This is a genomic window from Pontibacter indicus, from assembly GCF_900156345.1.
Taxonomy (GTDB): Bacteria; Bacteroidota; Bacteroidia; order Cytophagales; family Hymenobacteraceae; genus Pontibacter; species Pontibacter indicus.
Map to the genome: position 1 here is coordinate 111,722 of NZ_FTPP01000002.1, position 23,834 is coordinate 135,555.

Annotated in this window: 22 protein-coding genes; 14 read left to right on the plus strand and 8 right to left on the minus strand. The window is 52.6% G+C overall.

Features of this window, described 5'->3' with window-relative positions; all coding sequences use genetic code 11:
* Nucleotides 1-204: 204 nt before the first annotated feature.
* Entirely contained in the window at nucleotides 205-762 is a 558-nt protein-coding gene (locus B0B12_RS09135) for a hypothetical protein (RefSeq protein WP_076668107.1), read from the minus strand.
* 202 nt (nucleotides 763-964) lie between these two features.
* Nucleotides 965-1,615 carry a hypothetical protein gene (locus B0B12_RS09140; RefSeq protein WP_076668108.1) on the minus strand — a complete coding sequence of 217 codons (651 nt, stop codon included), beginning with the start codon at nucleotides 1,613-1,615 and terminating at the stop codon, nucleotides 965-967.
* A gap of 221 nt (nucleotides 1,616-1,836) precedes the next feature.
* Between B0B12_RS09140 and polA the strand changes: the two genes are divergently transcribed.
* Entirely contained in the window at nucleotides 1,837-4,683 is a 2,847-nt protein-coding gene (gene polA, locus B0B12_RS09145; RefSeq protein ID WP_076668109.1) for a DNA polymerase I, read from the plus strand.
* 113 nt (nucleotides 4,684-4,796) lie between these two features.
* Here the strand turns inward: polA and B0B12_RS09150 are convergent, their stop codons facing one another.
* Together B0B12_RS09150 and B0B12_RS09155 are read right to left on the minus strand one after the other, a co-directional pair.
* On the minus strand, nucleotides 4,797-6,191 hold the full coding sequence (locus tag B0B12_RS09150; protein ID WP_076668110.1) for an SGNH/GDSL hydrolase family protein: 1,395 nt from the start codon (nucleotides 6,189-6,191) through the stop codon (nucleotides 4,797-4,799).
* Nucleotides 6,192-6,209: 18 nt separating this feature from the next.
* Nucleotides 6,210-7,448, minus strand: a complete 1,239-nt coding sequence (locus B0B12_RS09155; RefSeq protein WP_076668117.1) for an OmpP1/FadL family transporter — start codon at nucleotides 7,446-7,448, stop codon at nucleotides 6,210-6,212.
* A 234-nt stretch (nucleotides 7,449-7,682) separates the two neighbouring features.
* On the opposite strand from B0B12_RS09155, the gene B0B12_RS09160 reads away from it, so the two are divergent.
* Complete coding sequence (locus B0B12_RS09160; RefSeq protein ID WP_083704171.1) at nucleotides 7,683-8,591, plus strand: NAD(P)/FAD-dependent oxidoreductase; 909 nt, start codon at nucleotides 7,683-7,685, stop codon at nucleotides 8,589-8,591.
* On the opposite strand, the gene B0B12_RS09165 is transcribed toward B0B12_RS09160, so the two are convergent.
* A complete protein-coding gene (locus tag B0B12_RS09165; protein WP_076668119.1) occupies nucleotides 8,588-9,433 on the minus strand; it encodes a cyanophycinase in 846 nt (281 codons plus the stop codon). The genes B0B12_RS09160 and B0B12_RS09165 overlap by 4 nt on opposite strands.
* Nucleotides 9,434-9,796: 363 nt before the next feature.
* Here B0B12_RS09165 and B0B12_RS20280 point away from each other — a divergent pair, with 363 nt between their 5' ends.
* Genes B0B12_RS20280 through B0B12_RS20295 form a run of 4 tightly spaced genes read left to right on the plus strand, consistent with a single transcriptional unit; the run spans nucleotide 9,797 to nucleotide 10,610 of the window.
* Nucleotides 9,797-9,973: a hypothetical protein gene (locus B0B12_RS20280; protein WP_170871841.1), complete on the plus strand. Its 177-nt coding sequence runs from the start codon at nucleotides 9,797-9,799 to the stop codon at nucleotides 9,971-9,973.
* Nucleotides 9,974-10,023: 50 nt separating this feature from the next.
* A complete protein-coding gene (locus tag B0B12_RS20285; protein WP_170871842.1) occupies nucleotides 10,024-10,200 on the plus strand; it encodes a hypothetical protein in 177 nt (58 codons plus the stop codon).
* A 51-nt stretch (nucleotides 10,201-10,251) separates the two neighbouring features.
* Nucleotides 10,252-10,416, plus strand: a complete 165-nt coding sequence (locus tag B0B12_RS20290; RefSeq protein WP_170871843.1) for a hypothetical protein — start codon at nucleotides 10,252-10,254, stop codon at nucleotides 10,414-10,416.
* Between the two features lie 35 nt (nucleotides 10,417-10,451).
* On the plus strand, nucleotides 10,452-10,610 hold the full coding sequence (locus tag B0B12_RS20295; RefSeq protein WP_170871844.1) for a hypothetical protein: 159 nt from the start codon (nucleotides 10,452-10,454) through the stop codon (nucleotides 10,608-10,610).
* Here B0B12_RS20295 and B0B12_RS09170 read toward each other — a convergent pair.
* Nucleotides 10,591-11,238: a hypothetical protein gene (locus B0B12_RS09170; protein WP_076668122.1), complete on the minus strand. Its 648-nt coding sequence runs from the start codon at nucleotides 11,236-11,238 to the stop codon at nucleotides 10,591-10,593. The two genes, B0B12_RS20295 and B0B12_RS09170, sit on opposite strands and share 20 nt — an antisense overlap.
* 252 nt (nucleotides 11,239-11,490) lie before the next feature.
* Nucleotides 11,491-11,907 carry an alternative ribosome rescue aminoacyl-tRNA hydrolase ArfB gene (gene arfB / locus B0B12_RS09175; RefSeq protein ID WP_076668124.1) on the minus strand — a complete coding sequence of 139 codons (417 nt, stop codon included), beginning with the start codon at nucleotides 11,905-11,907 and terminating at the stop codon, nucleotides 11,491-11,493.
* A gap of 138 nt (nucleotides 11,908-12,045) precedes the next feature.
* Between arfB and B0B12_RS09180 the strand changes: the two genes are divergently transcribed.
* The 4 genes from B0B12_RS09180 (at nucleotide 12,046) to B0B12_RS09195 (ending at nucleotide 17,599) form a co-directional block, all read left to right on the plus strand.
* Nucleotides 12,046-12,957 carry an alpha/beta fold hydrolase gene (locus B0B12_RS09180; RefSeq protein WP_076668127.1) on the plus strand — a complete coding sequence of 304 codons (912 nt, stop codon included), beginning with the start codon at nucleotides 12,046-12,048 and terminating at the stop codon, nucleotides 12,955-12,957.
* A 135-nt stretch (nucleotides 12,958-13,092) separates the two neighbouring features.
* Nucleotides 13,093-14,073: a TIGR03885 family FMN-dependent LLM class oxidoreductase gene (locus B0B12_RS09185; RefSeq protein ID WP_076668128.1), complete on the plus strand. Its 981-nt coding sequence runs from the start codon at nucleotides 13,093-13,095 to the stop codon at nucleotides 14,071-14,073.
* An 88-nt stretch (nucleotides 14,074-14,161) separates the two neighbouring features.
* Nucleotides 14,162-15,241 (plus strand): site-2 protease family protein, encoded by a 1,080-nt coding sequence (locus tag B0B12_RS09190; protein ID WP_076668129.1) that lies wholly within the window; start codon nucleotides 14,162-14,164, stop codon nucleotides 15,239-15,241.
* Between the two features lie 186 nt (nucleotides 15,242-15,427).
* Nucleotides 15,428-17,599 carry a T9SS type A sorting domain-containing protein gene (locus B0B12_RS09195; RefSeq protein ID WP_076668131.1) on the plus strand — a complete coding sequence of 724 codons (2,172 nt, stop codon included), beginning with the start codon at nucleotides 15,428-15,430 and terminating at the stop codon, nucleotides 17,597-17,599.
* Between the two features lie 48 nt (nucleotides 17,600-17,647).
* Here the strand turns inward: B0B12_RS09195 and B0B12_RS09200 are convergent, their stop codons facing one another.
* On the minus strand, nucleotides 17,648-18,121 hold the full coding sequence (locus tag B0B12_RS09200; protein WP_244554657.1) for an Hsp20/alpha crystallin family protein: 474 nt from the start codon (nucleotides 18,119-18,121) through the stop codon (nucleotides 17,648-17,650).
* 605 nt (nucleotides 18,122-18,726) lie between these two features.
* Between B0B12_RS09200 and B0B12_RS09205 the strand changes: the two genes are divergently transcribed.
* From B0B12_RS09205 to B0B12_RS09220, 4 genes are all read left to right on the plus strand, one after another.
* On the plus strand, nucleotides 18,727-19,641 hold the full coding sequence (locus B0B12_RS09205) for a DUF3667 domain-containing protein (RefSeq protein WP_244554658.1): 915 nt from the start codon (nucleotides 18,727-18,729) through the stop codon (nucleotides 19,639-19,641).
* Between the two features lie 18 nt (nucleotides 19,642-19,659).
* Nucleotides 19,660-21,030: a dGTP triphosphohydrolase gene (dgt, locus tag B0B12_RS09210; RefSeq protein WP_076668134.1), complete on the plus strand. Its 1,371-nt coding sequence runs from the start codon at nucleotides 19,660-19,662 to the stop codon at nucleotides 21,028-21,030.
* Between the two features lie 10 nt (nucleotides 21,031-21,040).
* Nucleotides 21,041-22,243, plus strand: a complete 1,203-nt coding sequence (locus B0B12_RS09215; RefSeq protein WP_076668136.1) for a hypothetical protein — start codon at nucleotides 21,041-21,043, stop codon at nucleotides 22,241-22,243.
* A gap of 211 nt (nucleotides 22,244-22,454) precedes the next feature.
* Nucleotides 22,455-23,792, plus strand: a complete 1,338-nt coding sequence (locus tag B0B12_RS09220; protein WP_076668139.1) for a M16 family metallopeptidase — start codon at nucleotides 22,455-22,457, stop codon at nucleotides 23,790-23,792.
* Nucleotides 23,793-23,834 lie beyond the last annotated feature (42 nt).

Consider the following 23,834-nt stretch of genomic DNA (forward strand, 5'->3'; position numbering starts at 1 on the left):
TCTATTGCAATATACACAACCGCAGGGCAGAGGGGAAATTTTGCCCTGAAATAAGGTGCTCGGCTGGGCATTCCGACTGTTTACCGAAAAGCGGCGCCTAAGGTTGGGCATAAATGTAAGGGACAGGCACAAAACAGAAAAGCCCCCGCTAGGCGGAGGCTCGTTCCATAGATACTAGGGTCGCTAATATCTGTTCTATGTGGCTTATTTTTGGTCTTGGATAATGTTGCCCTGCTCATCAATGCGAACTTTAGCGGTCTGCTGCTGCTCGTTTTTGAACAAGATCTCGTACATGGTTTTGGCACCCTTGCCCTGGGCACTTGCCTGTACGTTGGTGTTCTGCGCGTTTTGGTTGGCCTGCTCGGCGCGGTTCTCCATACCTTGTGCATTGGCACCAGCGGCATTTGCGTTAGGAGAGATGCGGTACACCTCTACAATTTGCCAGCTCTTAAAGGCATCGGCTGCTAACACCTGCTGCACCGGCTCCGGAAGATCCTCTTGCGTGATGGCTTCGCGCTTTTCGTCGCCTGGCTGCGCTGCAGTTTGTGTTTGCGTCTGTGTTTCAGTTGTCACCTGCGTCTGCTGCTCGTAGCTCACCTGATTTCCAGTTTCGGCCTGCGTCTCGGTTTCTGTTTCAGTAGTCTGCTCTACTTTCTCTTTCTTCTTCGACTTCTTCTTGTTCTTGTCAGTCTGCGCGTTGGCGTCAAGAGAGGCAAAGCCAAAGAATGCGATGGCGGCTGCCAGGTAGGTTATTTTTTTCATAGTTTTATTCTGTCGCTCAATTTTAATTTTCATGAAGCCTATTAGTCAAAAGTGTGCCAAAACTATATATAAAAATTATATAACTGAAAATCAATTACTTAAACACAAAACCAAAACTCCCCAAACTGTGGAATCTGCCGGGTGGTGTGGCGGAAATTCCACAGTTTGGGGAGTACAAACTGGGTAATGGAGTATGTCTTGCTTAAGAAGCGCCCAGCATAAGAGCCAGTGCGATCAGAGATCCGAAGCCAATGCCAAAGCCGGCGGCAGCCTTGCCCACTTTGCGTTTGTGCGCCTGCTTTTTAAAGGCATCACGGTAAACGGGCTCTTTCATGAGCTGGTAGTTCGGGTGAAACATGTTATCGACACTAGGTGGAACAGCAGCCGTTACGATGCCTGTCACCAACCCCACAGGAGGGAACAGGAAAGTGGCGCCGGCCGTGCCCCAAAGCGGTCCCTGCCCTTTGTAATACAGCAGAGCGTCGTGGCGGCCCTGGTACATCAGTTCTTCCTGGGTATAGGTGCGCGGAGTGCCGGCAGTCGCTGGCACAGCAGTAGTATTAGAAGCGTACTCGTCCGTGGTTTGCGGCAGTTGGCTCAGCTGGCGCTGCTGCGAAGAGGGTTGGGTGGCAAACTGCATGGAGGCCACATCGCCCCGGAGCACAAAGCGTAAAGGCCCTTTCTCCTCGCTCAGCATGCGATAGTGGATGGTGTCTTCCCCCACTTTCACAATCTTTCCTATCAATTCCTCTCCGCTCTTCTTTACGATCAAATCCTGGCTGTAGCCCAATGTGGCTATCAATACAAAACATACACTAAGTACCGCTTGTTTCCATTTCGTGAGGTGTGTCATCCTGCTCTTATTTTTAATATTTGTTTATTTTCATTCTTGTAGTAGGAAGTTACAAAGACTATTCCATTTATTGTGGAATCTATATATTTTATTTTTACTATGAAAATATTTTCCTCACAAGGTATAGCGAAGCGGCGTATAAACCCGGAACGGCTATACCTTGTGGGCTGCGCGTCTCCCGAAATTTGCAAAGGAAGCCATCAGCCTATACCTTTATACCTATGAGCGAACCACGTAAAAAATTATTCCTGCTTGATGCCATGGCCCTGATCTACCGGGCACACTTTGCCTTCAGCAAAAACCCGCGCATCAACTCCAAAGGCATGAACACCGGCGCTGTGCTCGGCTTCACCAACACGCTGGTAGAAGTGCTTCAGAAAGAGCGCCCCACGCACATCGGGGTCGCTTTCGACTCAGCAGCCAAGACCTTCCGCCACGACAACTTTGCCGAGTACAAGGCTAACCGGCAAGCCATGCCCGAGGATATCTCGCTGGCTATACCTTACTGCAAGAAAATTGTAGAGGCCTTTAACATACCGGTGCTCATCATGGACGGCTATGAGGCCGACGACATCATCGGTACGCTGGCCTGCCGCGCCGAAAAGGACAACTTCGACGTGTACATGATGACGCCCGACAAGGACTATTGCCAGCTCGTGACCGAGCATGTGTTCCTGTACAAGCCTGCCTTCCTGGGCAATGCCGTGGAGGTATGGGACATCGCCAAAGTGCTTGAGAAATGGGAGATCGAGCGGGTGGAGCAGGTAATCGACATTCTGGGTCTGCAGGGCGATGCCGTGGATAACATACCGGGTATACCGGGCATCGGCGAGAAAACCGCCAAGGCGCTCATCCAGCGCTTCGGCTCCGTGGAGAACCTGATTGCCAACGCCGATCAGCTCAAAGGCAAGCAAAAAGAGAACATCGTCAACTTTGCCGATCAGGGCATGATGTCCAAAGAGCTGGCTACCATCCACTGCGACGTGCCAGTTCCGTTCAGCGCTGAGGCCCTGCATTACGACGGCCCGAACGAGGAGCAGTTGGCTGAGCTGTTTGCCGAACTGGAGTTCCGTCAGCTGATGCAGCGCGTGCTGGGCATTGCGATGGCAGATGCACCGGTAGCAAAAACCGCGGCCAGACGCGCCAAGCCCACGAACCAACAACAAACCTCCCTCTTCGATACAGCCGCTGCTGCCACAGCCGAATTGGAAGACGAAGCAGGTATAGCCACCGAGCAAGTACCCTTCCAGCGGTTCAGCAACACTGTGCAGGATTACCACCTGATAGACACACCGGCCCTGCGCCAAAGCCTGATCCGCTACCTGCAGAAGCAGCAGGAGATCTCTTTCGACACCGAGACCAGCAGCATCGACCCGATCACGGCCAGACTGGTGGGTATGTCGTTCAGCTACCTGCCGGGCGAGGCCTATTACGTACCCGTACCACCCGACGATGAAGCAGAAGCCATGCGCATCACCGCTGAGTTCAAAGACATGCTCGAGAACCCCAGTATTGCTAAGATCGGCCAGAACATCAAGTACGACATCCTTGTGCTGAAGAATTATGACATTGAGGTGAGTGGTCCGCTGTTCGACACCATGCTGGCCCACTACCTGCTGGAGCCTGAAATGCGCCACAACATGGACGTGCTGGCCGAGACTTACCTTAACTACAGCCCTATCCCGATCACCGACCTGATCGGCCCGAAAGGCAAGAACCAGATCACGATGGCTGACCTGAAGCCGGAACAGGTGAAGGACTATGCCTGCGAGGACGCTGACATCACACTGCGCCTGAAGCGCTACTTTGAGCCGCTGCTGCAGGAGCAGGGTTTGATGAAACTGTTCAACGAAGTGGAGAACCCGCTCGTGCAGGTGCTGGCAGGTATAGAAAAAGAAGGTATATCGATCGATGCCAACGCGCTGGCCGACATTTCGATGCTGCTCGAGCAGGAGATCAAAGGGATTGAGACCCGCATTTTTGAGCTGGCCGACACCGAGTTCAACATCGGTTCCCCCAAACAGCTCGGCGAGGTGCTCTTCGACAAGATGGGACTGCACGGCAAGGCTAAGATCAAAAAAACCAAAACCGGCCAGTATGCCACCGGCGAGGAAATTCTGTCGAAGCTGGCTGGGGAGCACGAGATCGTGCGCCTGATCCTGGACCACCGCGAGCTGACCAAACTGAAGTCAACGTACGTGGATGCCCTGCCGCAGCTGGTATGCTCCCTCGACAACCGCGTGCATACCTCATTCAATCAGGCCGTGACCGCCACAGGTCGCTTGAGCTCGACTAACCCGAACCTGCAGAACATTCCGATTCGGACAGAGCGTGGCCGCGAAATTCGCAAAGCCTTTGTGCCGCGCGACAGCAAACACCTCATCATTTCGGCGGACTACTCCCAGATTGAGCTGCGCATCATGGCTGACTTCAGCGGCGACCCGACCATGAAAGAGGCTTTCCGCAACGGCCTCGACATTCACGCCTCCACGGCCAGCAAAGTGTTTCACGTGCCACTCGACCAGGTGGACAGCGAGATGCGCCGCAAAGCCAAAACGATCAACTTCGGTATCATCTACGGTATTTCGGCTTTCGGCTTGTCGGAGCGCCTGCGTATACCGCGCCGCGAAGCCGCCGACATCATCGAGGCGTACTTCCAGGAGTTTCCGGCCGTGAAGGAGTACATGGACAGCGCCATCGAGAAAGCGCGCGAGCATGAGTATGTAGAAACCCTGCTGGGCCGCCGCCGCTACCTCCGCGACATCAACTCGCGCAACGCCACCGTGCGCGGTTTTGCCGAGCGCAACGCCGTGAACGCCCCGATCCAGGGCACCGCCGCCGACATCATCAAGATCGCGATGATCAACATACACGAGTACCTACGCCACGAGAACCTGAACACCCGCATGATCCTGCAGGTACACGACGAACTTCTTTTTGATGCTCCAAAAGAGGAAATAGACATCGTGACGCCGAAGATCGTGGAACTGATGACCAACGCCCTGCCCCTGAGCGTGCCAATGGAAGTTGGCTTGGGTGTGGGTAAGAACTGGCTCGAAGCGCATTAAGGTATAGCCGGCTATACCTGCCGCTTATACCTGGCCTATACCTGATAAAACAGAAAAGGCGCCCCCCAATGCGGGAGGCGCCTTTTTTACTTAGCGTTAGAAAACCTCAGAAACTAAGGGAGTGCTACAGTTTTGTACTGTGTCTCGTCTACTTTAGGAATTCTGGCACCATATTTTGCATTAATCACATTGATGAACTCATTCGCTACCAATGCAGCACCTCTTGGCGTGAAGTGGATGCCATCGAGGCTGAAAATGTTACCTGTTACAAAAGCTGAGTTGTAAGCTACGCCATTCTGAGCGAAACCGGTAGACAGCCTGGAAAGGTATGCATTGAAATCGCCATGGGCTAGACCTTTAGCATCTGCAATTGCTTTGATTGAAGCATTGTAGCTATTAGTATGATCTTTGATGATCGCCAGCTCAGCATCAGACAGGACCAGTTGGTCTGGAAGCGGTGTAGCTGATCCCAAATTCTGGCATTTTATCAAATCAGCAGCAGGCAGGAGAATTAGTTCTGTAGGAGTTGCCTTGCGAGGTATACCATCTTCTAACACAACCAATGCGTTAGGGCCCGCCTGGAATGTGATGTGGCCAAGTCCTTTTGCCGCATATCCTGCTGTAAGTTGAGCTGCTTGCTCTGCTGTTAAAACCAGTGCATTGTAGGGCACAGTAGTGAAGAAAGGAATCTTCGTTACATCAGGAATATTTCCCAAGGCACCCTTGGCACCGTTGCTAGTCAGTTGATTTACTAACCCAGCTATGTAAGCCGTAAACATATCCTTGTTTGTTGGATAGTCAGAGCTGGTTGGTGCTGGGGTACCGCCGGCAAGTGCATATCCAAGCACATCGTTATTTCCTATCCACAGCGTGAAGAAAGTTGGGTTTTGGGCCATCGCATCAGCTATAACACTTGTGTTAGGAGATGAAGCAAAGCGTGCAAAGAATGGGTTTGCTGTAGCAGGCTGAGTCATTAACCCTGCTGGGTTACCATATCCAGGGGCTAATAAATGGAATGACTTTGCACCTGGCACACCTAAGTTGTTATAGGGGCCTTGAACAGTTGGTGCTAGTTGACCCAAAAAAGTAGGAGTAAGTGCGGCCGCATTACCAGCTTCAACTGGCGCTAAACCAACATCTCCTCTACAATCAGGCTGTGCACGTAATACTCTTTTCTGTGGCACCTCTACAATGCTAGGGTTCGAAGGGTTAGACCTAGGGCTTCCAACACTCACACCTTCCGGCATCAAAGGCTGTCTGAAATCAGAGCTTCCCCCTACTTGTTCAAACTGCTGGGCCAGAATTGCTGGATAGGATGCTTGCTGTCCCTCACGGTATAGCGCTCCGTCAGCAAAACCCGCTGTCAGGGAGTTTCCTAGCGCCACATAAGTGCTAAAATCTGCTTCTCCCGAACTCGCCGCTGGGCTATCAATCTCCGGATCGCAACTTGTCAGGAACATACCGGCCATCAAGGCCAGCACACTCGATTTATAGAAAATCTTTTTCATATACTTTGCTAAAGAAAATTAGAATTTGAAGTTCAGACCGATACCAGGGATATAGGCGACAGATTTAAACGTACCCGGAACACCGTTAGACAGGTTAGCCGCATCTGTTCTTTCTTTTTTGTTGATGTACAGGAAAGAAGCGTCGATGCTGAAGTTTTCAGAAACAGAGTAGCCTATACCTGCAGAAAGACCGCGCGAGTCAGAGTCCGGCGTTTCTGGCGTCAGGTAGCCGTCCTGCACAGGGGTTTTGTCGAGGTAAGCGCCGGCACGAAGGGCCAAGGCATCGCTCACCATGTACTCACCACCGATGCGGTAGATGAAAGCGTTCTCGTAGTTACGGGCTGCCTCAGATGTAGGGCTGCCCGCTACTGGCTTGCTAAAATCGAAACGCAGTTTCTCGTATGCATCCCAGCCTACATGGCTCACGTCAGCAGCAAGCGTCAGGCGCTCGGTTGGCTTAAAGCCTATACCTACCGAAAGGGTTGACGGCATTGGCAGCTCCGCGTTGAAAGTTGTGCCTTCCGGGAAGTTGCCACGGGCTGCAGCCGGAATGTTGCTGAACATCACGTCGCCACCTTCTACCTTCAGGTCCACTTTAGAGCGGTAGTTCACACCGATAGAAAGCTTCTCCGTTGGCTGGAAGTAGATACCTGCGTTAAAGCCGAATGCCGACTCAGCGCTGCCATCCAGTTCCAGGCCGCCTTCTGTGCCGTCCTGGCTCTGCACCGGCACCGAACGCTGCAGGTTCACGCTTCCGATTACGTAAGAAAGGCCCACACCTATACCCAGCTTGTCGGTAATGGCGTAGCTAACGGTCGGTTGCACATAAATGGCCTGCAGTTTCAGTTGGTTCAGTCCGTAGCGACCGCTCCACTCGTTGCCCCACTCCACAGTGCTACCAAACGGGGTATACACACCAAGACCGGCAGAGAACTTCTCATTAACCTGATACACGCCATATACCTGGAAAGGAGTGCCCAGCGGGTTATCTGTGCGTGCCGTAACACCGCTAGATTCAGGGGCAGAGTAGGCTATTTTAGAGACAAGCGCACTACCGCCTATCGTCACGCCGCTGTAGCCAATGTGGCTCATGGCACCTGGGTTAAAGAAGATGCTGGACGTACCCGTCAGGAGGCCTGTGCCCGTATGGCCCATACCGATCTGGCGCTGGCTAGCCAGGTTCACCTGGTATCCGCCGGCCAGGGCTGTACCTGAAATCAGGGCGCTACCTAATAAGGCTAAGATTTTGCTTTTCATAAAATGCGACTTGTTTTTAGATGTAGGGTGTTAATAAGGTTAAACAAATATATAAAACATTCATACTTAAAAAGCGCTTGCCCCGCCTTTTTTCAAATAAACTCTCATATTAGTCGAAAAACGTGCACCCAGCTGCATGATGATGCCCTCTGGATGGCACCACGGCATTTTTTTGCCCGCCGCCCTACCTCATCCGGGCAATCTACGTTTACATACTCTCAACAGATCAAACCAATGAAGGAAATATATGACGTGATCATCATCGGTGGAGGCCCTGCAGGGCTGAATGCCGCCATGATACTGGGCAGGTCCCGCCGCAAAGTGCTTTTGTTTGACAGTGGAAAGCCCCGCAACCGCTGGTCCAAAAGCATGAATGGCTTCCTGTCAAGCGACGGCGTAAACCCAGCCGATTTTATCCGGAAAGGCCGCGAAGAGCTTAAAAAATACAACATACAGATAGTAGACCATCCCGTGAGCGACGCTACTTACAGTAAAGGCACTTATGTGGTAGAAGCTAGCGAAGGGCACGTGTACCACTCCCGCAAGCTGATATTAGCAACCGGCCTGAAAGACACACTGCCTGAAGTGGAAGGTATAGAGGAACTGTACGGCCTGAGTGTGCACCACTGCCCCTACTGCGACGGCTGGGAAAGCCGTGACAAGGCCATTGCCGTGTACGGAAAGGATCGCTCAGGTATAGGCCAAGCCCTGGCTATGAAAAACTGGAGCAGCGACGTGACCCTCTATACAGACGGCACCCGGAAGCTCAACAACAAAGACATGGAACTGCTTAACCTGAACGAGGTAAAGGTATGCACCGACGCCATTGCCCGGGTGGAAGGAGAAGAAGGTATGCTACAGCGAATTGTACTGCGAAACGGGGAAACGCGGCCGCAGGAGGCCCTTTTCTTTTCCGGTGAGACAAAGCAGCAGTCAGAGCTGGGCCGTCAGCTGGGCTGTGAGTTTACCAGCAAAGGGGTTATCAGGACGCGGCGCCTGCAACAGGCTAACATCCCGGGCCTTTACGTAGCCGGGGATGCGGCCCGCGACATGCAGCTCGTGATTGTGGCGGCGGCCGAAGGCGCCAAGGCAGGCGTGGCCGTCAACATGGAGTTGCAGCAGGAAGACAGGGTAAGGCCCTAGGCCAAGCTGGCGGCAGCATCGCTCGCCTGCTGGGCTGAGCCCGGCAGGTGCTGCTCCACCGGTTGGAACAAGTGCTCCTTCAGGCAATAACGGTAGCCTTCTACCAGCATGTGCATCACCAGGTTCTCCACCGCAATCGGCTCGTTCTCCGATACCTGCCTTGTGTTGGAGAATCTGATCTTGCTGGCGTCGATGATGGTAACGACACCCGTTCCAAACACTTCTATTTTATCGCCCTCTTTGATAATGATGCCGGTCTCCTCGCTCAGCCCGACCCCGACATAGGCCGGGTCGTGTGCCACGGCATGGGCCAACCGACCAAAACGGCCGCGCTCCACAAAGTGTGTGTCGATGTACAGATGGCTGACAAACCCGAAACCGATGGTAGTCTTCATTTCGCCCTTGATGAGCGAGTAGTGCCCGTAGCCGTCGTAGATCATACGGTCCGACATGATGGCGGCACCTGCACTGGTACCGGCTATGATGATGGGCTCCTGGTGATAACGGCGGCGCATGATCTCCAGCAGCTGCGTACCGTTCAGAAACTTATTCAGGCGAACCTGATCGCCTCCGGTAAAGAAAATAACGTCGGCCTGCTGAATACGGCTGATGTATTCGGGCTGGTCTGCAGCGTGGTTTTCATCAATCAGCATGAACTCCACTTTGTTGCAACCCAGTTCCTCGAAAGCCTCTTTGTAAGCCAAACCGGCCTCCTGTGGTTCGGTAGCCGCCGTTGCGATTACTTCTATGTTTGAATGCAAAGGGCATATTTCAGACCTGATTAGCTTAATCAAATCATCGTCAAACCCTCCTCCAAGCGCTATTAAGGTTCCTTTGTACATAGTTATCCAGCTTATGTAGACACAGCCGCTCACTTGGCGGTAAACGGCTGTATATTTTACAATTAAGTGTCCGAAAAGATTTAAAACAGCGCAACAGCGTGCTTTGAGCGCAACAGCGTGCTTTGTTTGTGTCCGTTTTCGAACAAAGACCTGTACGCTATTGGACGGCTTTAGTAGACAGAACTACTATTTATTTACACAACATGTTGATTTACAGTGTTTTATAGTATTGGCACACAAAATGTAATATGCCAATTACAAATAAAAAAAAATTTAGAAGCACCAAGCAACCTTTTACCTAATTGCACTATCTATTAAGTACTTAGAAAGCATAACAAGATTTACCTTTAAATATAAAACGCCATGAAAATCATCATCTTATTATTCGCCATTGTACTGGGTTTCGGAGCCGCCACTAAAAAGACATCTTCTGATATGCGTGAGTCCGCAGCCAAACACAAACTGCAGCAAGAGCAAAGAGAACTGCGCAACTACCCTAACCTGTTGCCAGAAGTGCTGATCGTAGCACCAAAGGCCTGACACCCTGATCGCGTACAACCCTTTCACACATCATCCTAAACTAAATCACTATGAAAATCTTAATTCTTTTGTTCGGACTTACAGCAGCTCTGGGCACCGCAGGCAAGAAAACTGCCAGCGACATAGAAGAGATTAGGCACCGCCAGGAACTGAGAGAGCTGGAACGCTACCCGAACCTGCTTCCTGAGGTAGTCATCACCGTTTCGCGCGACTCTCTGTTAAAGTAGCATAGCCGATCTTACCGATTCCTTAACTCCGCCATTAGTATCTATAAAACCATGAAAATTATCATTCTCCTCTTCGTACTGGTAGCCTCATTTGGCTTTGCCTTGAAAAAAACCATTGACGAGCGTGTGTTGTTGGCCGAGCGCCTGCAGCAGGATCGCGTTACCCTGCTGTACGGCGCCGAAAGCTCTGCTTCCCAGCCAGTGGCCATGCTGTAGCAAACCCCATTAAGGGCCGTCTTGCTACCGATAACATGACCTATACCTTGGCCCAACACCTCTCCAGACCGTATTCTAACTCCTGCCGCACGTTCGCTTCCAAGCTGAGCGACCAGAAAGACATTGCCCTTATAACAGCAATCGCCCGACCTGTGGGAGGTCGGGCGATTGCTGTTATTTTTCCTTCTTCTTGAATATCTTGTTCAGGTCGATGCGCTTCTCAGGCTCTGGCTCCGGAGCAGGCTCCTCTTTTTTACCGAATGGCCATACCTTCTTTTTAGGCGGCTCGGGTTCTTTCTTTTTGCCAAACGGCCAACCCGACTTTTCCTCCTCTTCCTGCTGCTTGCCAAAAGGCCAGATTTTCTTTTTCTCCTTCTTCTCCGGTACAATCACATAGCGGATCGAGATGCCCGTGGCCAGGTTCACCCAGTCTTCGTGGTTGAAGTGCAGGGCCGGCTTTACATCGGCAGAAAGCAAGAAGGGCAGCCCGTTCACTTTATACTCTACCCCCACAATCGCGTCCAGCCCCGTGAACACGCCCTGGTCTTTGAGGTTGCCGATGTGGCCGCCGCCTCCCAGGTAGTAGTTGAATCGCTTACCGAGCATGGGCCAGTGGTGCTGGTAGAGCACCGTGCCGCTGTACTCGCGCGAGCCGACCAGGGCTATACCTTCGAGGGTGCTTTTCTCGGCAACTCGCTGCTGCAGGGTGGCGCCGAACTGGTCACCGCCCAGGCGTATACCCGCCGCTGTTCTGTATTTCTGCGCCTGGCTGGCCGTAGCCGCAGCCGCCACTAAGAGTGTCGTAATAAAAATCTTCTTCATGTCTTGTCTTCGGAGTCCGATTCCTGCCGCTGCAAATATCTTACCTATTCTACAGAAAAGAATCAAACCGCCCGTTCTTGGCCTGTCTTTTTCGAAAATTGAAAGCAGTGCGATATGGCTGACAGTCTTATCGGAACGCACCTGAAGGGCCGCCTCGTATACCTGCGCCAAAAGAAAGCGGCTATAACTCGGTAGCTAGCTTGAAAAGTTTGGTGTGAAAGCCGGCCAGTAGACGAGCGGCCATGCCATACCTTAGTAGTCGTTTTTGAAACCGTTGCGACTGGCTTTTTTGTCGGATTGGCGGCGCTTGCTCTCCAGCCGCTTGCGTACCGAGGCGCGGGTGGGCTTAGTGGCCTTCCGCTTTTTCTGGCGGGTGAGAGCCTGCCGGAGCAGCTCGTAGAAGCGCTCGATGCACTGCTCTTTGTTTTGCAGCTGGCTGCGCTCCGCCTGGCAAACCACCTGCAGGTAGCCCTCGCCGTTGATGCGACTGCCCAGCTTTTCCTGTACCAGCGCCTTTTCTTCCTCGCTCAGCAGCTGCGACTCTGCCACATGGAAACGCAGCTCGACCTTGCTGGCCACCTTGTTCACGTTCTGCCCGCCGGCCCCGCCACTCCGCGAAGCCTGGAAGCTCAGCTCCCGCTCAAAATCACGTTCTTTCAGATCTGTCATTCTGTTACTATACCTTCCAAAATAAACTTATAACCAGCCTTTTATACCTGTTCACCAATAATTTCAGGCCGATTGATACTGTTTCAAATTTTTATGCGTCTTTTGTGAGATTTTTTCTGATCACCCTACCCCTTTTCCATGAAAAAGCTACGCTTTATCTGCGTGTTGCTCACGCTTTTTGCGCTTGCGCATGCTTCTCAGGCCGTAAATAAATCCTTTTACTTCACCACTTCGGACGGCGTGCAACTCTACGTGCGCATGGCGGGTGAGGGCAAGCCTTGCCTATTCATTCACGGTGGCCCCGGCTCCTGGACCAAGTATTTCTACGCCCTCGGCGGCGACGTTGTGGAGCAGGACATGACCATGATCTACGTAGACCAGCGCGGTTGCGGTCGCTCCTCCAGTTCCGAATCCAAAGACTACTCGCTGGCCCGCGTGGTGCAGGACTTTGAGGAACTGCGCGAGCACCTGGGCTACAACAAGTGGATGCTCATGCCGCACTCCTTTGGCGGCACCATCGCCACTGAGTACGCCTACCAGCATCCGAAACGCGTCAGCGCGGCCATTTTCGTCAACTCCACGCTATATCTGAACGATGCGCTGGAGAGCTACGTCAAGAACGGCGCGCGCCTGCTGGGCAAGCCTGAGTCGGAGTTTCGCAAAACGGGCGGCTCTATTGGCGAAGCGCTCAACGGCGTGGCCTCCCAGCTCAACCAGCAGGGCGTGATGTACAAGATGATGTACCCCAAAAAGGAGATGTTTGACCAAATGAACGCCGTGATGGACACCACCATCAACTGGGACTTCGGCAGCAAGGTATGGGACTTCCCCGAATATACGCAGGACTTCACCATCAAAAGCGCCTCGCTCAAAATGCCGGTACTCGTCATCTCGGGCAACAACGACTTGTCCGTTGGTCCGGAGCACTACAAACTGTTCAAGTTCAAAAATGCCACCTACCGGCCGATGGACACCGGCCACTGCCCTTACCAGGAGCAAACGGCACTCTTCCACCAGCACGTAAAGGCCTTCCTGGCGAAGGTAAAATAATCGGGCCTATATACCTAGGCAATCGAAGGGCGGGCCATTGGGGTCTGCCCTTTTTTTGTGCCTGTCGCTCCTTCCGGAACCAAAGTGCAAAGCCTCGCCGTATGCCTTACTACCTAAACCCAAGCGGCTATACCTATGAAGCAACAAGACAGCACCCTGCGCATCGGCTACCACGCCTCGCACGAACAATTTAAACCCAGCGAACTCCTCCGGTTTGTGCAGCAGGCCGAGCAGGCTGGTTTCAATGCCTCCATGTCCTCCGACCATTTTGCCCCCTGGAGCCTCGACCAGGGCGAGAGCGGCTTTGCGTGGTCCTGGCTCGGGGCGGCCATGCAGGCCACCCAGCTGCCTTTCGGCATCGTCAATGCCCCCGGGCAGCGCTACCACCCGGCTATTATTGCGCAGGCCGCCGCTACGCTGGCCGAAATGTTTCCGGAGCGCTTCTGGGTCGCCATGGGCAGCGGCCAGTACATCAACGAGCAGATCACGGGCGAGCACTGGCCCGTAAAGCAGGACCGCAACGACCGACTCAAAGAGTGCGTCGACATCATCCGGGCGCTCTGGGACGGCGAGACCGTCACGCACCACGGCCTGGTGACGGTGGAAGAAGCCAAACTCTGGACCCGCGCCAAAATAGCACCCAAGATCATCGGAGCCGCCATTACCGAGGAAACCGCCGAATGGGTGGGCAGCTGGGCCGACGGCATGATCACGGTATCCAAGCCTCCTAAGGAGTTAAAGAAGATGGTAGATGCCTTCCATCGAGGGGGAGGCGAAGGCAAACCGATGTACCTGAAAGTGCAGCTGTCTTACGCCAAAGACGAAAAAGAGGCATTGCAAGGAGCCCACGAACAGTGGCGTTCCAACATCTTCCCGAGTGCCGTGCTCTCCGACCTACGCACGGCCAAACAGCTGGAGCAGGCGGCCATGTTTGTGCGCGAAGAAGACCTGCGTGCGCATGTGCGCATCTCCTCCGATCCCAACCAGCATGTGGAGTGGCTGCAACAGGACCTCGACCTGGGCTTCAGTCAGCTGATTCTGCACAATGTGAACCTGCAGCAGGAGCGCTTTATCGAGGTGTTTGGCGACAAGGTGGTGCCTCAGCTTTTGGGCTAAGGTATAGCACCGTAACAAAGCATTTCCGACCATTAACTTATAGCCTGTTAGCACGTTACAGGTATAACACGACACGTAGAGACGTCTTATGAAATGGTCCCTTAACCTCGGTAGAATAGCGGGCATCAAAATCCTGATGCACTGGACATTCCTGATCCTGATCGGCTGGATCGTGTTTTCGGAAATGCAGCGTGGCTCCGACCTGATGGCCACCCTCCTGTCGGTTGCCTTTGTGCTGACCATTTTCCTGTGCGTTGTGCTGCACGAGTTAGGCCATGCGCTGATGGCGAAACGCTATGGCGTGGGCACCAAAATGATCACCCTGCTGCCGATTGGCGGTGTGGCCAGTCTGGAGCGTATACCTGAAAACCCGAAAAAGGAACTGATGATCGCCATTGCAGGCCCCGCCGTGAACGTGGTAATTGCCTTCGTGCTTTGGCTGATTCTTCCGCCGCTGCGCGAGCTGCCGGACGAGTCGTTTTTCAGCCGTATTACACCGGCCAACTTCCTATACCTGCTCTTTTTTGTGAACATGATGCTCGTGGTCTTCAACGCTATACCTGCCTTCCCGATGGATGGCGGACGCGTGTTGCGGGCCTTGTTGGCGTTTAAACTGGGCAGAGTGCGGGCCACGCAGATAGCGGCTAACCTCGGGCAGATGCTGGCCATCTTCTTCATGTTCATCGGCTTTTTCTACAACCCCTTCCTGATCCTGATCGGCATCTTCGTGTTTTTCGGAGCTTGGTCTGAGAACGTGGTGGTGCAGCACATCGAGTTTCTGCGCGGCCACCAGGTGCGCGAAGGCATGATGACCAATTTCGTGACTTTGGCACCCACCGAAACAGTGCGCGACGCCCTGGGTAAACTGCTCAAAGGCTCGGAGCATGACTTTGTAGTGGAACAGGACGGGCAGGTGATGGGCACGCTCACGCGCATGCAACTGATACAGGCCGTAAAAGAAGAAAAGGTCGAAAGTCCGGTGGCGGACATCATGACGCAGGAAGTAAAAGCCTTTAACGTGCAGGACAAGTTGGCCGAGGCCTATACCGAGCTGCAGAAAACCAAGGCGCCGCTCTTCCCGGTGCTCGAGAACGGGCGATTGGCCGGCGTCATCAACTCCGACAACATCAACGAATTCATCCTGATAAAATCCGCCCTGGCGCATTAAAGGGCAGAACTTCCGCGCACAGGCGACAGCTATACCTGACATGCTTCATCCGACACACAATTTTATTATATTTGGCAGCAAACCGGCCATACCATGGCATATCCTTTTCCGTAATAGTACGTTATGGCCGCTTTGCATGCCACACTCTAATTTTTCGACAGCTAAACTGACAATCCGCACCTGTATATGACCACCACACTCCTAACACCTGACCGCCTGGGGTCTCGAAGCGCTGCCATGTTGTTGGCACTCCTTCTCTCGGTGATTTCCTTTGCAGCACATGCCTCCGAAGACCTGCACATGGTGCCCATTCCGCTGGAGGAGCGCATCAAGGCTGCCGATATCATTGTGGAGGGCGAGGTGGTGGCCCAGCGCTCGTTCTGGGATGCCCGGCAGGAGTTTATTTACACGGCACACACCGTCCGGCTTTTCAAGGTGTTCAAGGGTGAGCTACAGGAGCGCCAGGTGGAGGTGATCACAGACGGTGGTACAGTAGGCCTGGCCATGCACACGGTGTCGTCGGCTTTGCAGCTGCGCAAAGGGCAGCAGGGCATGTTTTTCCTGACCAAGGGTGCACCTACAGGTATAGCAGCAAGCGCGGCAGCTGTTATCACCAAGCCTTATGGCAGCCGGCAGGGATTTGTGCGCTACGATGTGGCGCAAGGCACCGCCGCCGACCCGTTCAACCAATATAAATCCGTGCAGGAGGTATACAAGAGCGTCACCTCGCGCATGGGACGACAGTACAAAACCGTGTTAGCCAACGAAAAACTGGAGTCAGGTATAAAGGCCCAGCTGAAACAGGAGAGCACACAGGCGACACAGGCCGTAGTGGTAGCGGGCATCAGCCCAACACGCACCAGTGCCGGTACGGGCGCTGTCCTGACCATCACAGGCACGGGCTTCGGCAATACCCGCGGAAACGGCTTCGTGGAATTCCCTAACGCCGACGACGGCGGCACTACCCTGGTGCGCCCCTACGCCTCTGACTATCTATCCTGGACCAATAACCAGATTCGGGTGATCGTACCTTCTTATACCCAGACGGGTGGCACAGCCGGTACAGGCCGCGTGAAAGTGACCGCCAACGACGGAACCTCAGGTATAAGCGCCGCCACGCTCGTGATTGAATTCGCCTACTCTAACGTGGTGGCCGAGGGTGGCAACACGCCTTACCAGCCAGCCCTGATCGACGCCAACCGAAGCGGTGGCTATACCATACAGTTCGCTCCCAGTCTGCAAAGCAGAGCCGCTGCTCAGGAGGGTTTCCGACGTGCCGTGAACAATTGGGTGTGTACCACCAACGTAAACTGGATAATTGGGGCAACTACCACCACCGAGAACGCGGCCGACGACGGACGAAGCGTGATTCGTTTTGCGCCTCCATCCGTGACAGGGCAGAGTGTGCTGGCCCGCACCATCAGCAAGTACAGAGGCTGCGTATCCATCAACGGCACCCGCCGCGACACGATCTTCTGGCTCACCGAGTTCGACATGGAGATCAACAGCAACATCTCCTGGCAGTACGGTCCGGGCGGGCCGAGCGCCAACCAATTTGACTTTGAAACCGTGATCCTGCACGAATTAGGACACGCGCACCAGCTTGGCCACGTTATTTTGCCAAACACCCTGATGCACTACAACATTGCCCGCCAGAAGCAAATCCGCGACCTGACACCGCCTGATATAGCCGGGGCCAACCTGGTGCTGAACCGAAGCCTGAGCCCGCCAATTTGTGGAGGCCGCTCTCCAATGATCCCCAAACTGGACGGCGACTGTAACCTGGCGTCTGAGATTTTCACCTTTGATGCTTCCTTTAACAGCAGTGGCGCCGTGAACGTGATCTGGACAACCAGCAGGGAGACGGGCGTAGCCCGCTTTGTGGTGCAGCGCAGCCCGGACGGGCAGCAGTGGGAGAATGTGGGCGAGGTGCCTGTCACAGGGCAGGCCGGCGACTATACCTTTACGGACAGCGATCCATTACCCCGCCGTAGCTACTACCGCCTGCGCGTGGTATACACCGACAATACCGAGGCTTTCTCAGGCAGGGTGCAGGTACTCAACCCAAGCGACCTGCGTGTTTTCAAGGTATACCCTAACCCGATCGGCCTCACGACAAACACCGACGGCACCCCAAGTGAAACTCTGCGGATAGAGTACCTGGTACGCAGCTCATCCGACATCAGCATGCAGCTCTACGATTTGCAGGGCAGGCTCGTGCGCGACGTGAAAGCTACCGTAACCGACGGCACCGACGTTGTGGAGATCAACGTAGCCGACCTGGCGGCGGGCACCTATGTGCTGCGCTGGAGCGAGGGCAGCAACAGCGGCGTCACCAAAGTGGTGAAAGCGCAGTAAACAGAAAAGGGAGGCTAATCGCCTCCCTTTTCTGTTTTGCCTGACACCTTAATCGATGCTGACGCGTTTGCGGTTTCCCCCGCCAGTGTGCTCCTGTTTTGGCACTGTTATTTTCAGTACACCCTCTTCGTAGCGTGCCTTTATTTCTTCTGGTCTCACAGATTCAGGCAGTTTGAACGAGCGGCTGAATGAGCTGTAGTTATACTCCCGGCGGGTGTAGTTGTCTTCCTCTGTCGAAGTGTCCTGCTCTTTCTGGCTGCTGATGGTGAGCATACCTTCATCTACGTCCACCGCAAAATCGTCTTTCGCCATACCTGGGGCCGCCAGTTCTATGGTGTATTCTCTTTCATTTTCGCGGATGTTAGTGGCAGGCATGTTCCGCATGATCTGCCGCCCGATTTGTGCAGGCATCCGCATTAGGTCGTTCTCAAAGAAACGATCCACGTCACTGAAAAAATCTGTGAAGAACGATCTGGGAACAAGGCTTTCGCCTCCGGTGCGTTCTTTTCTCATGGGCTTCATAGTGGTACCTCCTTTTGGTTTTGGTTTAACATTCTGTATCATCACCCCGACCGGGATGGGGAATCCCACTAATTTCTACGCCTTGTTTTTTTTATAGTTTAACCCTGAATACAAATAAAAAAAAGCGACCAGGAACAAATGAATGTCGCTGGCCGCTTTTCAGGATTAAGGTTTGTTTTCAGATGTCAGGGCATAGGCTCCAGGAGCATAAGCTTATACTCGACGCAGGGTTTTGTCAGTAGCTCGCGTGTAGTTTTCATAGCTTGGAAAGGGACAGTCTGTTTTCCATTGCTCGGAATAGGCTCGAGTAACTGTACAAATGTTGTAAAACATCAGCTGTACGCAAAGGAGACTTTACCTTAAAAGGTAACTAGCATATTACACCTATTATGCTTGATTTTCGGAGCAAAAACACCCTATAAGCCAAATCATCGCAATTTTATTTTTAACTTAACAGCAAAAGGTAACATCCAAAATAACAATGCTGTTGTTGCAACAGCGAATTATTATGACCGTTTGAAATTTCTGTGAGGAGGGGAATGGTAGTATTATTATAGTGAGTATACTATATTTGACAGGTTAAGCATACTGCTTGATGCAAGCTTATGGCGAAGAGAAGACGAAAGTTTGTACAATGCCCCAACTGTGGCTATACCTTTGAGGAGGTAAACAATTACTGCCCCAACTGCGGACAGGAGAACCATGACCTGAATGTGCCGGTGAAACACCTGGTGGAGGAGTTCTTTGAAAGCACCCTGCACTATGACACCAAGTTTTTGCGCACACTCAAGTACCTGATCACCCGCCCCGGTTATCTGACCGAAAAGTTTAACAGGGGCCAGCGTGCTTCGTATGTCCCGCCATTTAGACTTTACGTGTTCATCAGCCTTTTTTTCTTTACTACGGTTGCCGTGTTTGCCTCCAAGAATCTGGTGATGAGCGACACGACGAGCGCAAGTGAGCGGCTAAAGACAACCGATCCGGAGGCTGCAGCCCGTATACTGCAAGCTGACTCGCTTGCCAGGATGCGGGTTGGTTTCACTTTTGGAGACACGGCTGCCGCTCCCGGCGACACGACAGGCCTCATTATTAATGAAGAGGTAGACAACAAGTTCAGGAGTTTTTTAGAGAACGAAGAACAAGCCAGGCAAAGGCTGTTGAAGAACATCTCATTCATGATGTTTGTGCTCATGCCATTTTTCGGGTTCATCCTATACCTGTTTTACCGGTCGCAGCGCCGAAACTACGTGGAGCACCTCATGTTCTCTGTTCATTTCCATACCTTTGTCTTCCTGCTGATCATGTTCGCCATACTGCTAGAGGTGGTATTCCCTAGGATTAGTACTGAAGAGTGGGTGTTTCTGATCAGCACAGTTTATTTGTTCTTTGCGCTGCGCTACGTGTACAAAGAATCGTACCTGGTCACGGCAGCCAAACTGCTACCTGTTGGCTTTGTATACCTGGTATCTTTGGCTATACTGTTTGTAACAACTGTTGGCATCAGCGTGCTGCTCAGTTAATTTATACCTTATTACCACATGAACCTTTCTACCTCCTGGGAACGCTTAATTTCTAAGAAACGCTTCGAAACGACCGATAGTAAGTATAGCTCCGATGAATCGGTGCGTGGCGAGTTTCAGCGCGATTACGACCGCATCGTGTTTTCGTCGGCCTTCCGGCGCCTGCAAAACAAGACGCAGGTGATGCCCATGCCGGAGAGCGACTTTGTGCACACCCGCCTCACGCACAGCCTGGAGGCCTCGGTGGTTGGCCGTTCGCTGGGCCGCATCGTAGGCAAAAGCATACTGGAGCGCTACCCCGACCTGACAGGAGACAAGAACATACAGGAAGCCGACTTTGGTGATATCGTGGCAGCCGCCTGCCTCTCGCACGACATCGGCAACCCGCCTTTTGGCCACTCTGGAGAGGACGCTATCTCAGCCTATTTTCTTAGTGAGGAAGCACAACCTTTCTTGAAGAACCTGACCCAAGCACAACTGGCCGACCTGCAGCGTTTCGAAGGCAATGCCGCCGGTTTTCGGGTACTCACCTATACCTATCCGGCGCACTGCAACCTGCCGGGCGGCCTGAGCCTGACCTATACCACGCTGGCCACTTTCACGAAGTATCCGAAGGAGTCACTGCCGGTCATAGCGGGCACCAAAAACACCAGCGAAAAGAAGTACGGCTTTTTCCAGACAGAGAAAGCCTGGTTCAACACCATTGCCCAGGAGTTAGGTCTGTTGAAAAAAGGAGACTACGACCAGGTATTCTATCACCGTCACCCGCTTGCTTTTCTGGTAGAGGCCGCCGACGACATCTGTTACCGCATCATCGACTTTGAAGACGGCCTAAAGCTCGGCCTGGTACCACATCAACAAGGCATCGCCCTGCTGCGCCAGATTCTGAACGACGCCCCGGACCGTGTCTCCAGCCTGACTTTTTATGATTGGCGCGAAGAGATCGGCTACCTGCGCGCGCGCATCATCGGGAAACTCATTCAAGAGACCACCCAGGTTTTCCTGCAACACGAAGAGGCTATCCTGGCTGGCACCTACGACAAACCGCTCATCAACGAACTCGGCTGCAAGCCAGTGCTCGACCAGATCAAGGACCTCTCCATCGACCTGATCTACCGCAATCGTCCAGTATTGGAAATCGAAGCCGCCGGTTTTGAAGTGCTCGGCGGTCTGCTAGACGCCTGTATGAAAGCTGCCTCCCGCCCGGACTCCAGGCACCACCGCAAGATAGCCGATCTCATCCCGCCGCACTACCTGCAGCTACCCGAAGGTGCCTCCGACTACGAGCGCATCATCCACATCACCGACTTCGTCACCAGCCTCACCGACCAAGCCGCGCTCGGGCTGTACCGGAAGATCAAGGGAATTGAGTTGCCGAGGATGTATTAAGTAAGTGTGTATGCTTCAGGATAACTTGAAAAGGGCAGACTTGCTGCTTATATTGCTATATGCAGCTGTTTTAGCCATTATTGTTTTACGAGTCAACGCCGAAGGAACCGGCTACTTGAGTCCCGACTCAAAGCATTATCTGAATCTAGCGCAGAATTTAAAGGATGGGCACGGTTTCTATGTATTGGACGAAGCGAATACACGAACCTATTTTTCTATTTGGCCAGTTGGCTACCCTGTATTAATCTATCTTTTCTCAGAACTCAGCACGCTCGATGTTTACTGGTCATCTAAGCTTCTTAATTTTATTCTACTTGCGCTGGGCTTCGTTCTTTTGAGGCAATTTAGCCACCCATATGCTTTCATTCTGGCTTCTGTTTATGGAGCGTATACTTTCATGGAAGTTTACAGCTTCACGTGGTCAGAAGCGCCATTCTTATTTCTTATACTGCTATTGGCGGGCATAACTGATACAATCATAAGAGGTCAGCATACAGGTAAAAATATCGCGTTCCTGTTTGTGGTATGCGCCTGCCTTTTCCTCATCCGTTATATTGGTGCGTTTTCATTTGCTGTGCCAGCTCTTTTAGGACTTTACTTTGCTTTCAAAGGGAAGAAGAAGACAGCCATTTACCTGATAATAAGTACAGTTGTACTACTGGCATTAGCAATAGCATATTTGTATAATAATTACCGCCTAAGTGGCTTCACTACTGGGTTCGATCGACTGGAGGACGAGACAGAGTCCTTAGGTGCATTCCTCGCTATGCTTTTCAAGGCCCTCCTAAACGAGTTCCTGATCATCCGTGAGTACAGACCACAAAACCAGCCTGACTACTTGCTGTACATTACAGCTGTTATCCAAATAGCGGTCCTAGCTTTTGTAGCAGCCAAAGTAAAGCGGCATTTCAACTTTTGGCGGGAGTTGAAGCAAAATAGCTTTTCTATGATATGTATAGGTATAGCCTTCCTATACCTGGCTGCCATTTTAGCTCTCCGCTCTATTTCTCACTTCGACGAGCTGGACTATCGGTTGCTGGCGCCTTTCAGCTTCCCGCTTCTTATTGGTTTGGTTTATGCCTTTGTATCCCTTCCAGATAAACACAAAGACATTATCCAAGCCAAGTACGTGCTTTTCGGCTTCTTCTTACTGTCTCTCTTACTTAATCTGCCTAAGAAATTCATTTTGCAGCAGCTGCAGCAACTCCTGTGAATTATACCTGAATCAAGTGGGTCAACAATAAGTTTTCGACAAACACAATCACAAAGTCTGCCCATTTCATCTGCCTGCTCACCCTGTTGGTAGAGAGAACATAGCCATTCAGCTATTTGTGGAAAACCACAGCAGCGTTTAGATTAAATTTATAACTTCTATAACACGTGTCGTGTGTAGAAGAGATTTTCTATTCCTAAACAATCATTTCATGAAACGTAAACTTCTCGTTTGCCTTGTGTGGGTTGCGTCGGGCCTGACGGCTTTCGCCCAGACCAAGAGCAATAAGATTGACTTCACGGAGTACACGCTCCCGAACGGACTGCATGTGATCCTGCACCAGGACAATTCTACGCCGAACGTGGCGGTATCGGTGCTGTACCATGTGGGATCTAAAAACGAGGTGCAGGGCCGCACGGGTTTTGCGCACTTCTTCGAGCACCTGATGTTTGAGGGCACCGAGAACATCGAGCGCGGCCAGTACATGAACATGGTGCAGGCGGCCGGCGGCTCCCTCAACGCCAACACCTCTTTCGACCGTACCTACTACTACGAGTTGCTGCCTTCTAACCAGCTGGCTCTTGGCCTTTGGATGGAAGCAGAACGCATGGTAGGCGCCAAGATCGACGAGGTAGGCGTGGAGACACAGCGCAAGGTGGTGCAGGAGGAGAAGCGCATGCGCATCGACAACCAGCCTTATGGTACTATCCTGGAGAACACTTTCGGGCTGGCCTATACCAAGCACCCGTACAAGATCACTCCGATCGGCACGTTTGAGGACCTCAACAACGCCAAGATCGAGGAGTTCCGCGATTTCTATAAGACCTTCTATGTGCCAAATAACGCGACGCTTTCTATTGCCGGCGACATCAACATCGACGAGACAAAGAAACTGATCGAGCAGTATTTTGCTAAAATTCCGAAAGGCACCAAAGAGGTTCCAAGACCGAACATCACAGAGCCTGCCCAGACAGAGGAACGCCGCAAGATCGTGTATGACAACATCCAGTTGCCAGCCGTGATCCAAGCTTACCACATTCCGGCACAGGGTACCGAAGACCACTACGCCCTGTCTATGCTGACAACTTTGCTTTCCGGCGGACAGAGCGCCCGCATGCCGAAGGCCATTGTGGACAAGCAGCAGAAAGCGGTTGCCGCCCTGTCTATCCCTTTCCCAACTGAAGACCCAGGCTTGTTCCTGACTTACGCCATCGCTAACATGGGCGTGGACGTGAAGGACTTGGAGGCTGCTGTGGATGCCGAGATCGAACTGGTGAAAAAAGAGCTGATAAGCGAGCGTGAGTTCCAGAAGCTGCGCAACCAGATGGAGAGCCAGTTTGTGCAGCAGAACAGCACCGTGGCCGGTCGTGCTGAGAACCTGGCCAACTACCACGTGTACTACGGCGACGCCAACCTGATCAACAACGAGATCGACCGTTACATGAAAGTGACGAAGGAAGATATTCAGCGCGTGGCCAACAAGTACCTCACCAAGAACAACCGCGTGGTGTTGCACTACCTGCCAAAGTCAGCTCAACCTAGTAACTAATTGAATTTTAGATGAAAGACTCTTTGACAAAGGAAGACACTT

Excerpts from the sequence above, each read along its gene's own strand:
- B0B12_RS09135 (WP_076668107.1), bottom strand. The coding sequence starts at position 762 with ATGAAAAAAATAACCTACCTGGCAGCCGCCATCGCATTCTTTGGCTTT.
- dgt (WP_076668134.1), top strand. The coding sequence starts at position 19,660 with ATGAACCTTTCTACCTCCTGGGAACGCTTAATTTCTAAGAAACGCTTC.
- B0B12_RS09170 (WP_076668122.1), bottom strand. The coding sequence starts at position 11,238 with ATGAAGAAGATTTTTATTACGACACTCTTAGTGGCGGCTGCGGCTACG.
- B0B12_RS09215 (WP_076668136.1), top strand. The coding sequence starts at position 21,041 with ATGCTTCAGGATAACTTGAAAAGGGCAGACTTGCTGCTTATATTGCTA.
- arfB (WP_076668124.1), bottom strand. The coding sequence starts at position 11,907 with ATGACAGATCTGAAAGAACGTGATTTTGAGCGGGAGCTGAGCTTCCAG.
- B0B12_RS09190 (WP_076668129.1), top strand. The coding sequence starts at position 14,162 with ATGAAATGGTCCCTTAACCTCGGTAGAATAGCGGGCATCAAAATCCTG.
- B0B12_RS09195 (WP_076668131.1), top strand. The coding sequence starts at position 15,428 with ATGACCACCACACTCCTAACACCTGACCGCCTGGGGTCTCGAAGCGCT.
- B0B12_RS09165 (WP_076668119.1), bottom strand. The coding sequence starts at position 9,433 with ATGTACAAAGGAACCTTAATAGCGCTTGGAGGAGGGTTTGACGATGAT.
- B0B12_RS20295 (WP_170871844.1), top strand. The coding sequence starts at position 10,452 with ATGACCTATACCTTGGCCCAACACCTCTCCAGACCGTATTCTAACTCC.
- B0B12_RS09185 (WP_076668128.1), top strand. The coding sequence starts at position 13,093 with ATGAAGCAACAAGACAGCACCCTGCGCATCGGCTACCACGCCTCGCAC.
- B0B12_RS20280 (WP_170871841.1), top strand. The coding sequence starts at position 9,797 with ATGAAAATCATCATCTTATTATTCGCCATTGTACTGGGTTTCGGAGCC.
- B0B12_RS09200 (WP_244554657.1), bottom strand. The coding sequence starts at position 18,121 with ATGAAGCCCATGAGAAAAGAACGCACCGGAGGCGAAAGCCTTGTTCCC.
- B0B12_RS09155 (WP_076668117.1), bottom strand. The coding sequence starts at position 7,448 with ATGAAAAGCAAAATCTTAGCCTTATTAGGTAGCGCCCTGATTTCAGGT.
- B0B12_RS09140 (WP_076668108.1), bottom strand. The coding sequence starts at position 1,615 with ATGACACACCTCACGAAATGGAAACAAGCGGTACTTAGTGTATGTTTT.
- B0B12_RS09150 (WP_076668110.1), bottom strand. The coding sequence starts at position 6,191 with ATGAAAAAGATTTTCTATAAATCGAGTGTGCTGGCCTTGATGGCCGGT.
- B0B12_RS20290 (WP_170871843.1), top strand. The coding sequence starts at position 10,252 with ATGAAAATTATCATTCTCCTCTTCGTACTGGTAGCCTCATTTGGCTTT.
- polA (WP_076668109.1), top strand. The coding sequence starts at position 1,837 with ATGAGCGAACCACGTAAAAAATTATTCCTGCTTGATGCCATGGCCCTG.
- B0B12_RS09160 (WP_083704171.1), top strand. The coding sequence starts at position 7,683 with ATGAAGGAAATATATGACGTGATCATCATCGGTGGAGGCCCTGCAGGG.
- B0B12_RS09180 (WP_076668127.1), top strand. The coding sequence starts at position 12,046 with ATGAAAAAGCTACGCTTTATCTGCGTGTTGCTCACGCTTTTTGCGCTT.
- B0B12_RS09220 (WP_076668139.1), top strand. The coding sequence starts at position 22,455 with ATGAAACGTAAACTTCTCGTTTGCCTTGTGTGGGTTGCGTCGGGCCTG.
- B0B12_RS09205 (WP_244554658.1), top strand. The coding sequence starts at position 18,727 with ATGGCGAAGAGAAGACGAAAGTTTGTACAATGCCCCAACTGTGGCTAT.
- B0B12_RS20285 (WP_170871842.1), top strand. The coding sequence starts at position 10,024 with ATGAAAATCTTAATTCTTTTGTTCGGACTTACAGCAGCTCTGGGCACC.